We start from the raw sequence: 13,480 nt of genomic DNA on the forward strand, positions 1-13,480 counted from the left end.
CGCCTCAGCCCTCGGCGAGCGCCGGGAGGTCCTCCTCGGCCAGCGGGAACCCGGGGAAGCGGGTGAGGCGCACCAGGGGGATCGCCCGCATCATCTGCCCGTGCGCGGGGTCGGCGAGCATCCGCGCCCACTCCCCGTCGCCGAGGGCCTCGCGCAGCCGCGGGCCCGCGACCGGGTGGGCCAGCCAGTCGCCGGCCTCGGCGTCCGGGGCCAGCACCACCGGCACGTCGTCGCCGTCGAGGACGACGACGGCGCGCTGGCGCACGTCGCGCGAGGACGCCCCGACGCGCAGCTCGAACTCCCCGCCCTCGACGACGAACCGGCCGGCGCCGGTGTGCCAGAACGCGAACGCGCGCCGCTCCAGGTGCACGACGACGTCGGCGGCCTCGCCCGGCGCGAGCGTCGTGCGGGCGAAACCGGCGAGCTCCTGCTCGGGGCGGAAGACGCTGCACGCGGGGTCGCGCACGTACACCTGCACGGTCTCCGTCCCGGCGCGCTCGCCGGTGTTGGTGACGGTGACCGTGACGTCCACGCCGCCGTCGGCGGCCGGCGCGGTGCGCAGGTCCGCGAACGAGAACGTCGTGTACGACAGGCCGTGGCCGAACGCGTGCGCCACGGGCAGGTCGCGCGCGTCGTACCAGCGGTAGCCGATGAGCAGGCCCTCGCCGTAGCGCACGTGCCCCGCCTCGCCGGGGAAGTTCCCGATGGTGGGGGTGTCCGCGTACCGCACGGGCACCGTCTCGGCCAGGCGCCCGGACGGGTTCGCCGCGCCCGTGAGCAGGTCGGCGGTCGCGCCGCCGCCGGCCTGACCGGGCAGCCACGTCTCCAGCACCGCGCGGGTGCGCCCCTGCCACGGCTCCAGCTCCACGACGGCACCGTTGGACAGCACGACCACGACGTCGGGGTTGGCGTCGGCGACCCGCTCCAGCAGCGCGAGCTGCGCGGCCGGCAGCCGCAGGTGCTCGCGGTCCCAGCCCTCGGACTCGTGGTGGGCGGGCAGGCCCAGGAACAGCACGACGACCTCGGCGCGGCGGGCGGTCTCGACGGCCTCGGCGGCCAGCGCCTCGTCCAGCTCCTCGCTCGCCGGGTCGTACCCGGCGGCGAACAGCACCTCGCGCGCGCCGTCGAACGCGGTGCGCAGCGCGCCCAGCGCGTCGTCGAGGCGGGTCGGGTTGACCTGCGAGGACCCGGCGCCCTGGTAGCGGGGCGTGCGGGCGGGTTCGCCGACGACGGCGACCGGCCCGCCGGTGGCGGCCAGCGGCAGGACGCCGTCGTTGCGCAGCAGGACGGCGCCGGCGGTGGCGGCCTCGCGGGCCAGCGCGTGGTGCGCGTCGGCGTCGAACCCGGCGCCCGTGCCCAGCGCGGGGCGCGCGCGCTCGACGAGCTCCAGCACGCGGCGGACGCACACGTCGACCTCGGCCTCGGTGAGGGTGCCGTCGGCCACGGCCGCCAGGACCCGGCGGGTGCCGACGCCGCCGGAGGAGGGCATCTCCAGGTCCAGGCCGGCGCGCACGGCGGCGGCGCGGTCGTCGACGGCGCCCCAGTCGGAGACGACCAGGCCCTCGAAGCCCCAGTCGCCGCGCAGCACGTCGGTCAGCAGCCACGGGTCCTGGGAGGCGTACACGCCGTTGATCCGGTTGTAGGAGCACATGACCGTCCACGGCTGCGCGGTGCGCACGACCCGCTCGAAGGCGGGGAAGTAGACCTCGCGCAGCGTGCGCTCGTCGACGTCGGCGGAGATCGTCATCCGCTGCGTCTCCTGGTTGTTGGCGGCGAAGTGCTTCAGCGACGTGCCGACGCCGCGGCTCTGCACCCCGCGCACGAGCGCGGCCGCCAGCTCCCCGGCCAGGCGCGGGTCCTCGGAGAAGTACTCGAAGTTGCGCCCGCACAGCGGGGTCCGCTTCATGTTGACGCCCGGCCCGAGCAGGACGGCGACGTCCTCGGCGCGGCACTCGGTGCCCAGCGCGCGCCCGATGCGCTCCAGCAGGTCCGGGTCCCAGGAGGAGGCCAGGGCCGCCGCGGGCGGGAAGCAGGTCGCCGGGACGCTGTCGGACAGGCCGAGGTGGTCGCCGCCCTCGCGCTGCTTGCGCAGGCCGTGCGGGCCGTCGGTGACCATCACGGCGGGGATCCCGAGGCGCTCGACGGGCTGCGTGCGCCAGAAGTCGGAACCGTCCAGGAGGGAGGCCTTCTCCTCCAGGGTCAGCTGCCGCAGCAGCTCGTCCACGCGGTCGCCGGGTCCGGGGGTGGGGGCGTCGTCGCTCATGGCGGGGAGGCTAGCCCGAAAGCCGACCAGGTGGTAGGTGTTCACCGGTGACGAGCAGGGGCGACGGCTACGCCAAGGGACGCGCGCGCCGCGAGCTGATCCTCGACGAGGCCGTGCGCCTGTTCGGCGAGGTCGGCTACCGGGGCGCCTCGCTGCGCGAGCTCGCCCAGCGCTGCGGGCTGTCCCACCCCGGCCTGCTGCACCACGTCGGCGACAAGCAGTCCCTCCTGCTGGCCGTCCTCGCCCGCCGCGACGAGCTCGCCGCCGCCGAGGTGGGCGCGGGGAACCGCCTGGACGCGCTCGTGGAGCTGGTGCGCCGCAACGCGGACCAGCGGGCCGTCGTCGAGCTGTTCACCGTCCTGTCCGCCGAGGCCACCGCGCCCGACCACCCCGCGCACGCCTTCTTCGCCGCGCGCTACCGGCGCACCGTCGACGAGCTCGCGGCGGCCTTCGCCGACGCCGGGCACCCCGGCCCGCGCCCGGCCGCCCGCCGCCTCGTCGCCCTCCTCGACGGCCTGCAGGTGCAGTGGCTGCTGGAGCCCGGCGACGTCGACATGGCCGCCGAGGTGCGCCGGCACCTCGACACCGAGCTCGCGGCCGCCCGCGCCGCGCGGTCGGACGGCCGGGGGCACGGCGACGGGGGGCAGGGGTGAGGATGGCCGGGTGACGTCCCGACCGCGCGCCGCCGCGCTGGCGCTCGCCGCCGCCCTGCTGGCCGGTTGCACGCCGGGCGGGTCCTCGGCGTCGGGGCCGTCGGCGTCGGGGTCCTCGGCGTCGCCGTCCGCGTCGCCGTCGACGTCCGCGCCGGCCGCCCCGTCGCCGTTCAGCCCGCCTCCCGCGGAGGAGGCCGGTGACGCCCTGGCCGTCCTGGCGACCCTGCCGGTCAAGGGCCGCGCCCCCCGCGCCGGGTACGACCGCGAGCGCTTCGGCCCCGCGTGGGCCGACGTCGACGGCAACGGCTGCGACACCCGCAACGACGTCCTGCAGCGCGACCTCGCGACCTTCGTCGTGCGCCCCGGCTCGCAGGGCTGCGTCGTCGCCTCCGGCGAGCTGCGCGACCCCTACTCGGGCCGCACCATCGCCTTCGAGCGCGGCCCGGACACCAGCTCCGCCGTGCAGGTCGACCACGTCGTCGCGCTCTCGGACGCCTGGCAGACCGGCGCGCAGGCGTGGGACACCGCCGAGCGGACCGCCTTCGCCAACGACCCGCTGAACCTCCTGGCCGTCGACGGCCCCCTCAACCAGGCCAAGGGCGACGCCGACGCGGCCACCTGGCTGCCGCCGGTGCGCTCCTCCCGCTGCCCGTACGTGGCCCGCCAGATCGCCGTGAAGGCCGCCTACGGGCTGTGGGTCAAGCCCGCCGAGCGCGACGCGATGGTCGAGGTGCTCGCCGGCTGCCCCGGCGAGCCGCTGCCCGACGCGAGCGTGCCCCCGGTCCTCGACCCCGGCGCCGAACCGCCCGCCGACCTCGACGAGCGCGGGCCCGCCGAACCGGACGGTCCCGTGCCCGACGGCCCGGACCCCGAGGTCCTGTCCCCGCAGGACCAGGAGCAGGCGCCGCTGCCGCCCGAGCCGGACGAGCCCGACCCCGGTGAGCTCGTCGTCTTCGAGGACTGCGCCGCCGCGCGCGCCGCGGGCGCCGCTCCGCTGCGCGCCGGCGAGCCCGGCTACGCCGCCCGCCTGGACCGCGACGGCGACGGGGTCGCCTGCGAGTGAGGACCGAGGGGTCCGGGCGGGACCCCGCGGGTGCTCCTGGCGCGACCAGCGCCGTTCGAGCGGTGCCCACCGGGGGCTGCCCGTCAGGTGAGGGGCAGGGTCGCCAGCCCGATCAGCGCGCACGCGCCGAGGGTGCGCAGCACCGACCACTTCAGGCGGAACACCATGACGGCGGCCGCGGCGGCGGTGACGAGCGCCGTCCAGCGCAGTGAGGCCAGCACGGGCAGCTCCAGGTGCACCGGACCGGCGCTCCAGCGCGTGGTGCCGGCGAACAGCGTGTGCAGCGCGAAGTACAGGGCCAGGTTGGCGATGACGCCGACGACGGCGGCGGTGATGCCGCTCAGCGCCGCCGACAAGGACCGGTTCGTGCGCAGGCGCTCCACGTACGGGGCGCCCAGGAAGATGAAGAGGAAGCAGGGCACGAAGGTGACCCAGGTGGTCAGCAGCGAGGCGAGCACCGCGGCCACCCACGGCTCCAGACCGCCCGGGTCGCGGTAGGCGCCCAGGAACGCCACGAACTGCACCACCATGATGAGCGGACCCGGGGTGGTCTCGGCCAGCGCCAGACCGCGCACCATCTCTCCCGGAGCCAGCCAGTGGTAGCGCTCGACGGCTTGCTGGGCGACGAAGGCGAGCACGGCGTAGGCGCCGCCGAAGGTGACCAGCGCGGTGCCGGAGAAGAACAGTCCTTGCTGCGTCAGGGTGCTGCCCGCGCCGGTGAGCAGCGCGACCGCCGCCACGGGCAGCGCCCACGCCGCCAGGCCGATCGTGAGGATCCTCACGGCCCGGGCGGTGGAGGGCTTCTGGGTGTGCAGGACGTCGTCGGGGACGACCGGCGCGGGACCGTCCGCGACCCCGCCGTGCCGGCCGCCGGCAGCGGCCAGGACGTGCGGCGCCCACCGGTGCAGGGCCCACCCGGCGAGGGCCGCCACGGCCACGACGAGCGGGAACGGCGCCGAGAACGCGGCGAGGGCGGTGAACGCCCCGACGGCGAGGGCCAGCAGGGCGCGGTGCGCCAGCGCCCGCCTGCCCACGCGGACCACAGCCTGGACGACGACGGCCAGGACCGCGGGGCCCAGGCCGGCGAACAGGCCGGCGACCAGGGCGGTGTCGCCGGCGGCGGCGTACAGCGCCGACAGCGCCAGCAGCGCCACGACGCCGGGCAGGACGAACAGGGTCCCGGCGACCAGTCCTCCGCGGGTGCCGTTGAGCAGCCAGCCGGTGTAGACGGCCAGCTGCTGCGCCTCGGGGCCGGGCAGGAGCATGCAGTAGTTGAGCGCGTGCAGGAAGCGCTGCGGGCCGATCCAGCGCTTCTCCTCGACCAGGGTGCGCTGCATGACGGCGATCTGCCCGGCCGGCCCGCCGAAGGTCTGCAGCGAGATGGCGGTCCAGGTCCGCACCGCTTCGGGGAAGGGCACCAGGTCGGGACCGGGCGCCCTCCCGCGGACGGGGGTGTCCCCGCCGGGGCGGGTGCTGGGACGACCGGTGCCGGCGCTGCCGGTGTCGTCGGTGGTCTCGTCGGTCGTCACGGTGGTCCTCGTCGCTCGGGCGGGTGGCGGGGCTGGAGGTGCGCGGCCCGCGGTCGGCGGGACGGCCGGGACCGAGCTCAGGCGGGTTCGCGACCCAGCAGCAGGGCGCGGCGGTGGAACTCGTAGAGACCGTCGAAGACCGGGCCGGCCACGGCCAGCGTCGCCTCGTCGTCGCCGATCAGCGACAGGCCGCGCAGCACGACGTCCAGCCCCGGTGCCTCGGGGGCGTCGAAGCGGCCGTCGTCCAGGTCGGCCTCGTGCACGATCTCCGCCAGGCGCCACAGGACCGGGTCGTCCAGCTCGTAGCGGCGCAGGACCGTCTCGAAGGTGCAGCCACCGGCGTGGTGACCCAGCTCCACCCCGCGCATGTCGAAGGGTGTGGCGTCGGGCGGTACCTGGGCGGGGTCGGTGACGAAGAGGAACTCCGCGCGCCGGTCGACGAAGCGGCGGATCAGCCAGGCGCAGGCGGCGCGGTCGATGTGGATCCCGGCGCGGGTGGCCCACTTCACGGACCCACCGCCTGGCCGCGCTCCTGCGCGGCAGCGCTCAGCTCGCGCAGGGCCGCTTCCGCGGCCCCGCGCTGCGGTGGGGGGAAGAAGTCGCGACGGGTGATCTCGCGCCACTGCCCGCGCAGCCGGCGCAGCGCCCGCGCCCGCTCTGCGCCGGTCGAGGTCAGCGCCTGCTCGGCACCGGTGGTCAGCGCGGAGTACTCCTCGGCCCGCGCGTCGGCCATCCGCTGCGCCAGGGCGCGCTCCTGCGCGGCGGTGACCGGGCGGGCCAGCCACACCCCCGCCGTGCCGCCCGCCTGCACGACCTCCTCGGCCAGCCAGTCGAACTGCTCGCGGGTGCGCGCGTCGGCCGGCAGGGCCACCAACCCGTCGCCCAGCTGCGCGGCGCCGCAGCGCTTGAGCTTGCGCCAGATCGCGATCCGCGCGGTGGAGGGCTCGCGCGGCACGCGGTAGCTCAGCAGCACCCACTGCTCCGCTGAGGTGGCCAGCCGCTCCCCGCGCTGGTCGTCCCGCTCACCCTCGACCACGCGGTGATGCAACCACGGTTGCACCTCTTTCGTCCAGACCCGTCGTCCGGTCCCGTCGTCCACCCGCCCTCCGTGCCCGTCCCGGTGCGCCGACTGCCGCACGAGCGGCGAGGGGTCCACAGGCGGACCGGGCCCCGGCCGTCCACAGGGGGCGGCCGCGGGTGGGGGAGGAGCGGTGGCCCCGGCCTAGCGTCCGCCGCGTGCCCGCCCCGACCTCTCGCCGCGCCGACCGCGACCGCGCGGTGGCGCGGGCGCGCGCCCTCGCCGCCCGGCAGCTGTCCGCACCCCCCGCCCGGGACGACGTCCTCACCGGCAGGGGCGCGGACGCCGGTGAGCCGGAGGAGGGCTCCCGGCCGCGGCACCGGGCGGGCCTCGTGCCCCTCGGCGAGGAGCTGCGGCAGCGGGTGGCCGACCGGCTGCCCCCGGGTCTGCGCGCCGTGCGGTGGCGCGTCTCGCGCCCGGCCGTCGCCGGCGCCCTCGCGCTCGCCCTGCTCGTGGTGGCCGCCACCGCGTGGTGGACCTGGCAGCGCTGGCCCGCCCCCGGCGCGGCGCCGGGGGCGGTCGCCGGCGAGGTGGTTCCCGCCCGCACCGGCACCCCCGGCCCGGAGGCCGCTGCGCCGGGGACCGCGGCGCCCGCCGCGGAACCGGGTGCGGGGACGGACGGGGTCCCGGGAGGACCGCCCGTCGCCGGGGAGCCGGCCGCGGCACCCACCGGCGTGGTCGTCGTGCACGTGGCGGGGCGGGTCGCCGCGCCCGGGGTCGTGACGCTCGCCGCGGGCAGCCGGGTCGCCGACGCCCTCGCGGCGGCCGGCGGTGCCGCCGCGGACGCGGACCTGGACCGTCTCAACCTGGCCCGCCCCCTCGTCGACGGCGAGCAGGTCCTCGTCCCGGCGCCCGGGGAGGTCCTCCCGCCGGCACCGGGCGCACCCGCGCCGGCCGCGGGCGGGTCCGCGCCCCCGGCCGCCGATGGCCCGCTGGACCTGAACACCGCCACCGAGGCCGACCTGGACGACCTGCCTGGTGTCGGCGAGGTGCTCGCCGGACGGATCGTCGCCTGGCGCCAGGAGCACGGCCGCTTCACCAGCGTCGACGAGCTGGCCGAGGTGCACGGCATCGGCCCCAAGGTCCTCGACGGGCTGCGGGACCTGGTGACCGCGTGAGCGCCACCGCCGCCGCCCCGGCCGGCGGCGCGGTCGCGGGGGGTACCGGCGCCGCGGTGCCCCCGCCGCTCCTGGACCTGCGGCTGCTGCCGCCCGCGCTCCTCGCCTGGGCGGCCGCCTGGTGGGCGCTGACCCGCCCCGTGCCCGACCAGGCCGTCGCGGTGGCCGTCGCCTGCCTGGCGCTCGCCGTCGCGTTGACCGCGTTCGTGCGCCGCCGGCGCGGCACCGCGGCTCCGCTGACCGCCACCGCGGTCGCGACCGTCCTGGCCGCCGGCCTGGCGCACAGCGCGCTCGCCCGCACCGGCCCGGTGGCAGAGCTCGCCGCCCAGCGCGCGGCGGTGCAGGTGGTGGCCGAGCCCCGCGGGGACCCCCGGCGCGTCGGCCCGTCCCGCCCCGGTGGTCCGGAGCGCGTGGTCGTCGACGTCCTCGTGCGCGAGGTCACCGGCCGCGGGCGCACCCGCTCGGCGCGCACCCCCGTCCTCGTCTTCGCCGACGCCGCCGACTGGACCCGGGCGCCCACCGGCGCCCGCGTGCGGCTGACCGGGCGCCTGGCTCCCGCCGACCCCGGCGACCGCGCCGTCGCCCTGCTGACCTCCACCGCGCCACCGGCGCCCGTCGCGCCCGCCGGGACCGCGCAGCGGATCGCCGAGGACCTGCGCGCCGGGCTGCGGCGGGCGTGCGCCGGACTGCCCGCCGACGCCCGCGGTCTGCTGCCCGGCCTCGTCGTCGGCGACACCTCCGCGCTGCCCGCCGACCTGGAGGAGGCGATGCGGGCCGTCGGGCTGACCCACCTAACCGCCGTCAGCGGTAAGAACCCCAGTCGCTGAGGTGGGTCCTGTCATGCTGAAGACGTGCCTCCCGTGACCTCGAAGCAGCCCCTCCGCTGCCTGCTCTACGCCCGCGTCTCCCGGGACCTGCGCGGGCAGATGGAGAGCCCGAAGCAGCAGCTCGACAGTCTCCGCGAGTGGGTCGCCCGCGAGCAGGGTTGGACGGTCGTGCTGGAGATCGTCGAGGAGGGGAGCGCCAGCGCCTACGCCCGCAAGGCACGGGACCGCTGGCCGGAGGTCGCCGTCGCGATCAAGGCGGGCCGGGCGGACGCCCTCCTGCTCTGGGAGGCATCCCGCGGCACCCGGGAGCTGAGCGGGTTCACGGAGCTGAAGAGCCTGCTCCTGGAGCACGGCGTCCTCCTCGGCTACGGCGGCAAGCTCTACGACCTCGCCGACGAGAGCGACGCCTTCCGGACCGGGCTCGACTACCTGCTCGCCGAGAGCGAGAGCGCGAAGACCTCGGCGCGGGTGAGGCGGGCGATGGCGGCTCGCGCCCAGGAGGGCCGCCCGCATGGGAAGAACCTCTACGGCTTCCGCCGCGAGTACGACCCGGCGACCGGCCGGCTCCTGGCGCAGGTCCCGGACGAGGTGACCGGCCCGATCGTGCTCCGCCTCTTCGAGGAGGTCGCGGCCGGGCACAGCATGTACCGGATCTGCCAGCGGCTCACGGAGGAGGGCATCGCGACGCCCCGCCCGTCCGCGCGCGGGTGGTTCTCGACGACCGTCCTCCAGATCGTCCGCAACCCCGCCTACATCGGGAAGAGAGTCTTCCGCGGCGAGGTGATCGGGGACGCGAGCTGGGCGCCGCTGGTCCCGCAAGAGCTCTGGGATCGCTGCCAGGCGGTCGCGACGGCGGAGAACCGAAGGCGGAAGCCGGACGCCCGCTTCAGCCACTTCCTCTCCGGGATCGCCCGGTGCGGCGTCTGTGGCGGGCCGATGTACGCGCTCTGCAACCGCGGCCGGTACTGGAGCTACGCCTGTCACTGGAAGCACTGTGTGACCCGGAGCGAGCGCCTGCTCGACGAGTACGTGCGCCGCGCCTTCGTGGCACTCCTCGACGAGTACCGGGACGAGCTGGTCGCCGGCCGGGAGACGGCGATCTCCAGTGCCGTCGAGGCGCAGCGCCGGCAGCTCGACGGCCTCCGGCAGCGCCTCGACGACGTCGCCGCCGCCTACGCCGCGGACCAGGTCAAGCTCGCCACCCTGCTCGCCGTCGAGCGGGACGTCCGGCCGATGATCGAGAAGGCGGAGGGCGACCTGCGCGCCCTCCTGGTCCCCGGAGTGCTGCGCGGCCTCGGCCCGGACCCGGCGGCGGCCTGGCAGACCCTCGATGACGAGGACGCCCGCCGGTACCTGAAGGCGGCGGTCGAGGTCATCGTGCTGCCCGCCACCCGGCGCGGGCTGCGCTACATCGAGCCGGAGTGCGTCGAGCTGCGCCCGACGTGGTGACTCAGCGCCGCGCGTGCGGTCCGGTGCGCGGGGCGAGCCATCTCTGGAGCCGTGCCCAGACCCCGCGCCGTGCCGCGCGCTCGGCTTCCTCCGCCGCCTCGTTCGCGGCCTTCTCCTCGGCTTCCTGGCGGTTCCGGACGAGCAGTCGCATCGCCGACTCCTCGCTCCGCTGCCGACGACGCAGCAGCCGCCACAGAAGATACGCTGCTTGATTCAAGAGAAGAAAGCAAACGATAAGCGCTCCGATACTCCAGGCGTCCAGGTCATTATTTGTGAAGGGCGATTCTTGCGTGCTGAGCCATGCCCACAGAATGCTTGAAATAAGCAATAGATAGATGGCGATGCTCCGCCGGAGGCGGTTCGTCCGACTGTGCTCGTGCAAGATGTAGCGCAGCAGGCGGACGCGGACGTGGTCGCGAAGGTGGACCCGGCTTGCCTCGTCCGGCAGCGAATCGAGCAGGTCGAGCTCCTCGCGGATCGCCTCGCGCTCCCGCTTGTCGTGGCGCTGGCTCTGAAGACCGCTGACCACGGTCGCGAGGACGCCGATCAGTGCGGCGAGGACGACGGCCCAGGCATCGGTCACGGGAGGCATTCAAGCGGCTGCACTCCGTCGCCGGCGCCTGGACGCGCGAGCGCGGAGACGTCCTCGACCTGTAGACATGACTACAGCTCACCTGTAGAGTGCTCTACATGGACAGCCTTCCCGCCGAGATCACGAGCGAGATGACCCGTGAGGTCCGGCAGCTCTGCGCCGCCTGGCGCCGGAGCGCCGATCTCCTCGCGCGGGCGACGATGCCGGGTTCCTACCGCGCGATCGCCGAGCGGACCGAGCGCGAGCGGCACGCCGCCTACGCGACCGCCTACCGCGCGATGCTCGTCCGCCGGACGGTGCTCCGGACCGGGGCGCCCGCCGAGTGGGCGGAGGCGTGGGCGTGAGCGACCTCGGCGACCTCTTCGCCCGGCTCCACGCCGAGGCCGACCGGGTGCAGCCCGCGCACCGGGCGCTCGCCTCTCGGCTGGACGGCCTGACGCTGCGCCCGCCGACCGACCTGCGCCGCGTCGGCGCAGAGCGCGCGTGGCGGGCGTTCGCGGACCTGCGCGCGCTCTGCGAGGAGGAGACGATCCCGCCCGGCGCCCCGGCGCTGGTCGAGGAGCTCGTCCCGCTGCTCTGGCCGCCGCTGGACGACGACGGGGAGCCCGTCGTGCCGCGGGAACGCCGGCAGCGCCGGACGCGCGTCCTGGCGGATCGGCTGACCGCCGCGATCCGACGGCACCGGTTCGGGGACGCGCCGGACGAGTGGATCGAGGAGTGGGCGTGAGCGACCTGGACGCGCTGGCCGCGACGGCACGGGAGGCGCAGGAGCGCGCCGCGGCGGCGCGGAGTGCTCTCTACGCCGCCGTCGTCGCCGCGGTGCGTGACGGCATGAGCGAGAGCGAGGCGGCCCGCCGGGCGGGGATCGACCGGATGACGGTCCGGAAGCTGCTCGGCAAGCGCTGACTCAGGACGGTGCAAGAACTACGACCACCAGCGTTGGCGGCGGGCAGGCGCGGACGGAGCCGGAGGAGTGGGCGGCGAGTCATCCTCGAAGACGGGCAGCCGGGCGCTCGGAGACAGGATCCTCTCTCTCGGGTAGACGACGAAAACCGTGCCTATTCCGAGGAGTGCGACAGCTAGCACGAAAAGCACGATGTTGAGAACTCTTATGCCCGTCGGCGAGTCCCAGGAGATAAGCGCGAAGCTAGAGAATACCCAGGCAAAGAAGAGGGCGAGGTAGCCCATTCCGCGCATGTAGCGGTACGCGGCTTTCGTCCACTCGCGGGTCGTGTATTCGTGCATCTGTCGTTTCGCGAGGGCGACGAGCTCCTTCGACTCCTTCGTGCCCGGCAGCTTGCTCGCGAGGTCGATCGCCTCTGCGATCGCCTCACGCTGCCGCTTGTCGCGGGCGTAGCTGAGCAGGGCGACGACCAGGGCTGCGAGACCGCCGATGCCCGCGGCGACGACGGCCGCCCATGCTTCGTTCACGGGGGCATTCAAGCGGCTGCACCCGTCCGCCGACGCGAGGGGCGCGTGAGCTCAGCGACGGGCGAGACTACGGCGCGGTGTTGCGCCGGCGGGGTAGGCGAAGCAGCGACCGCCCACTCGGGGGCGCGGGGATCGGTTGACCGGTGTCGTCGAACGTCGGGGGGCGGTCCTCCTTACCCAGCAAGATGCGCGCCGGGAGGATCAATGTGACCGCGCCGAGCGCGCTGATGATGCCTCCTATGACGCCGAAGACGATGCTCTCCGTGCTCCACGCCCCCTGTCCGGCCAATGCAGCCGGGAGTATCGCATCGACCGCTACGAAGGCCCCGGCAACGAGCATGAGGACACCCATCGCGCGTCCCCAGTACCGCTCTGCCTTCGCCCACTCGCGCGTCACGTACCGCTCGGCGACATGCTGCGCATGAGCGTTCAGGAGGCGTCGGTGCTTGCCAGGCGGCATGAGCTTCGCGAGCTCCAGCCCCTCGCGGATCGCCTCTCTGTCACGCCGGTCGCGGGCGTTCGGCCGGAGACCGACCAACACGGTTGCGGCGGCGGCGAGCACCGCGGCGAGGAGGGCGGCCCAGGCATCGCTCACGGGAGCATCTAACCGGGCGCCTGGCGCGAGCGTCGAAGAACTCAGGAGTCCAGCGCGGACTCGTCGTCGTCCGCTGCCGCGGGCAGCCAGGGGGAGTCGTGCCAGAAGGCGTCCTCGGCCAGCTCCCGCCCGGTCGAGGGATCGAGGACCCCGGCCGCCTGCCCGACGGTCGCGGGCACGAGCGCGAAGCGGCGCAGCGGTAGCCGGGAGAGGGCGTAGTCGACGTGCTCGCCGCCGCGCCGGCTGAGCTGCCGCCCGACCGCCTCGGCGTTCCGGACGACGTAGCCGTGCGTCCGCGCGACCTCGGTCGGCACGACCCAGGGGGAACCCTCGACCGCCTCGGCGAGTGGGGCGCGGAGCTCGTGCCCGAGGTAGGCGAGGTCCCAGGCGCGCGGCGGCCGGACGTCGAGGTCGAAGCCGGCCGCCAGGACCGCGCCGTCCTCGAAGACGGCGAGCTCGCGCGGCCCGGCGGCGAGCAGCGCGCCGACGTGCGCGAGGAACGCCCCCTGCCAGGGCGCGCGGGGGACCTCGATGCCCTCGACGACCTCGATCGGGGCGTCCCCGGTCCAACGCCGCCAGCCGGCGAGGAAGGCGTCGAGGCGGGCGTGGGTGCTCGGCGTGGTCAGGACGACGGCGCGGGTAGGCATGGAGGCATTGTCCCGCAACGGTTTTCGCCGGACCGGTCCCGCGGTCGCTGCACTCTAGTTGAGCATATCCGTTGCAGCAGAACGAGAGTTACCAATCTGTGACCGGATTAGGCGCCCGAAGTTCGCGCGTTCGGTGCCGCGCGCGGGTAACGTCGTCTCCACAAGCCGGGAACACGCCTAGAGCGAGATGACCGGCGGACGCAGAGCGAGAGCCGTGACGAGCGGCCACCCTCCG

General features: G+C 75.5%; 16 protein-coding genes. 8 read left to right on the forward strand and 8 right to left on the reverse strand.

From position 1 onward, the window contains the following. Nucleotides 1-4: 4 nt before the first annotated feature. Nucleotides 5-2,263, reverse strand: a complete 2,259-nt coding sequence (locus AB8M62_RS08635) for a glycoside hydrolase family 3 C-terminal domain-containing protein (protein ID WP_369069236.1) — start codon at nucleotides 2,261-2,263, stop codon at nucleotides 5-7. A 47-nt stretch (nucleotides 2,264-2,310) separates the two neighbouring features. Here AB8M62_RS08635 and AB8M62_RS08640 point away from each other — a divergent pair, with 47 nt between their 5' ends. Both AB8M62_RS08640 and AB8M62_RS08645 read left to right on the forward strand, forming a co-directional pair. Next, nucleotides 2,311-2,916, forward strand: a complete 606-nt coding sequence (locus tag AB8M62_RS08640) for a TetR/AcrR family transcriptional regulator (protein WP_369069237.1) — start codon at nucleotides 2,311-2,313, stop codon at nucleotides 2,914-2,916. Nucleotides 2,917-2,926: 10 nt separating this feature from the next. Continuing rightward, nucleotides 2,927-3,979 (forward strand): GmrSD restriction endonuclease domain-containing protein, encoded by a 1,053-nt coding sequence (locus AB8M62_RS08645; protein WP_369069238.1) that lies wholly within the window; start codon nucleotides 2,927-2,929, stop codon nucleotides 3,977-3,979. Between the two features lie 83 nt (nucleotides 3,980-4,062). Here the strand turns inward: AB8M62_RS08645 and chrA are convergent, their stop codons facing one another. The 3 genes from chrA to AB8M62_RS08660 all read right to left on the reverse strand — a co-directional run bounded on the left by chrA (nucleotide 4,063) and on the right by AB8M62_RS08660 (nucleotide 6,544). Continuing rightward, nucleotides 4,063-5,508: a chromate efflux transporter gene (chrA, locus tag AB8M62_RS08650; RefSeq protein WP_373694892.1), complete on the reverse strand. Its 1,446-nt coding sequence runs from the start codon at nucleotides 5,506-5,508 to the stop codon at nucleotides 4,063-4,065. Nucleotides 5,509-5,585: 77 nt separating this feature from the next. Further along, complete coding sequence (locus AB8M62_RS08655) at nucleotides 5,586-6,017, reverse strand: chromate resistance protein ChrB domain-containing protein (RefSeq protein ID WP_369055688.1); 432 nt, start codon at nucleotides 6,015-6,017, stop codon at nucleotides 5,586-5,588. Then, on the reverse strand, nucleotides 6,014-6,544 hold the full coding sequence (locus AB8M62_RS08660) for a Chromate resistance protein ChrB (protein WP_369055687.1): 531 nt from the start codon (nucleotides 6,542-6,544) through the stop codon (nucleotides 6,014-6,016). Before AB8M62_RS08660 ends, AB8M62_RS08655 begins: the two co-directional genes overlap by 4 nt. Nucleotides 6,545-6,744: 200 nt before the next feature. Here AB8M62_RS08660 and AB8M62_RS08665 point away from each other — a divergent pair, with 200 nt between their 5' ends. Genes AB8M62_RS08665 through AB8M62_RS08675 form a run of 3 tightly spaced genes read left to right on the forward strand, consistent with a single transcriptional unit; the run spans nucleotide 6,745 to nucleotide 9,980 of the window. Continuing rightward, the gene (locus tag AB8M62_RS08665; protein ID WP_369069240.1) at nucleotides 6,745-7,704 is read left to right on the forward strand and encodes a ComEA family DNA-binding protein; all 960 of its coding nucleotides are present in this window, start codon (nucleotides 6,745-6,747) and stop codon (nucleotides 7,702-7,704) included. After that, nucleotides 7,701-8,531, forward strand: coding sequence for a ComEC/Rec2 family competence protein (locus AB8M62_RS08670; RefSeq protein ID WP_369069241.1), 831 nt, complete (start codon nucleotides 7,701-7,703; stop codon nucleotides 8,529-8,531). Before AB8M62_RS08665 ends, AB8M62_RS08670 begins: the two co-directional genes overlap by 4 nt. A 24-nt stretch (nucleotides 8,532-8,555) precedes the next feature. Beyond that, nucleotides 8,556-9,980 (forward strand): recombinase family protein, encoded by a 1,425-nt coding sequence (locus AB8M62_RS08675; RefSeq protein WP_369069242.1) that lies wholly within the window; start codon nucleotides 8,556-8,558, stop codon nucleotides 9,978-9,980. A gap of 1 nt (nucleotide 9,981) precedes the next feature. Here the strand turns inward: AB8M62_RS08675 and AB8M62_RS08680 are convergent, their stop codons facing one another. Continuing rightward, entirely contained in the window at nucleotides 9,982-10,563 is a 582-nt protein-coding gene (locus tag AB8M62_RS08680; RefSeq protein WP_369069243.1) for a hypothetical protein, read from the reverse strand. 107 nt (nucleotides 10,564-10,670) lie between these two features. Between AB8M62_RS08680 and AB8M62_RS08685 the strand changes: the two genes are divergently transcribed. From AB8M62_RS08685 to AB8M62_RS08695, 3 genes are read left to right on the forward strand one after another with little or no spacing between them, the layout of a single operon-like run. Beyond that, nucleotides 10,671-10,916, forward strand: coding sequence for a hypothetical protein (locus AB8M62_RS08685; protein WP_369069244.1), 246 nt, complete (start codon nucleotides 10,671-10,673; stop codon nucleotides 10,914-10,916). Beyond that, entirely contained in the window at nucleotides 10,913-11,299 is a 387-nt protein-coding gene (locus AB8M62_RS08690) for a hypothetical protein (protein WP_369069245.1), read from the forward strand. The genes AB8M62_RS08685 and AB8M62_RS08690 overlap by 4 nt, the downstream gene beginning before the upstream one ends. Next, nucleotides 11,296-11,478: a hypothetical protein gene (locus AB8M62_RS08695; RefSeq protein ID WP_369069246.1), complete on the forward strand. Its 183-nt coding sequence runs from the start codon at nucleotides 11,296-11,298 to the stop codon at nucleotides 11,476-11,478. The genes AB8M62_RS08690 and AB8M62_RS08695 overlap by 4 nt, the downstream gene beginning before the upstream one ends. Before the next feature lie 18 nt (nucleotides 11,479-11,496). On the opposite strand, the gene AB8M62_RS08700 is transcribed toward AB8M62_RS08695, so the two are convergent. The 3 genes from AB8M62_RS08700 to AB8M62_RS08710 form a co-directional block, all read right to left on the reverse strand. Beyond that, the gene (locus AB8M62_RS08700; RefSeq protein WP_369069247.1) at nucleotides 11,497-12,003 is read right to left on the reverse strand and encodes a hypothetical protein; all 507 of its coding nucleotides are present in this window, start codon (nucleotides 12,001-12,003) and stop codon (nucleotides 11,497-11,499) included. Between the two features lie 67 nt (nucleotides 12,004-12,070). Beyond that, on the reverse strand, nucleotides 12,071-12,598 hold the full coding sequence (locus AB8M62_RS08705) for a hypothetical protein (RefSeq protein WP_369069249.1): 528 nt from the start codon (nucleotides 12,596-12,598) through the stop codon (nucleotides 12,071-12,073). Between the two features lie 41 nt (nucleotides 12,599-12,639). Then, on the reverse strand, nucleotides 12,640-13,245 hold the full coding sequence (locus AB8M62_RS08710) for a hypothetical protein (protein ID WP_369069251.1): 606 nt from the start codon (nucleotides 13,243-13,245) through the stop codon (nucleotides 12,640-12,642). Between the last annotated feature and the right edge of the window lie 235 nt (nucleotides 13,246-13,480).

It is taken from the genome of Kineococcus terrestris (assembly GCF_041020755.1).
GTDB lineage: Bacteria > Actinomycetota > Actinomycetes > Actinomycetales > Kineococcaceae > Kineococcus > Kineococcus terrestris.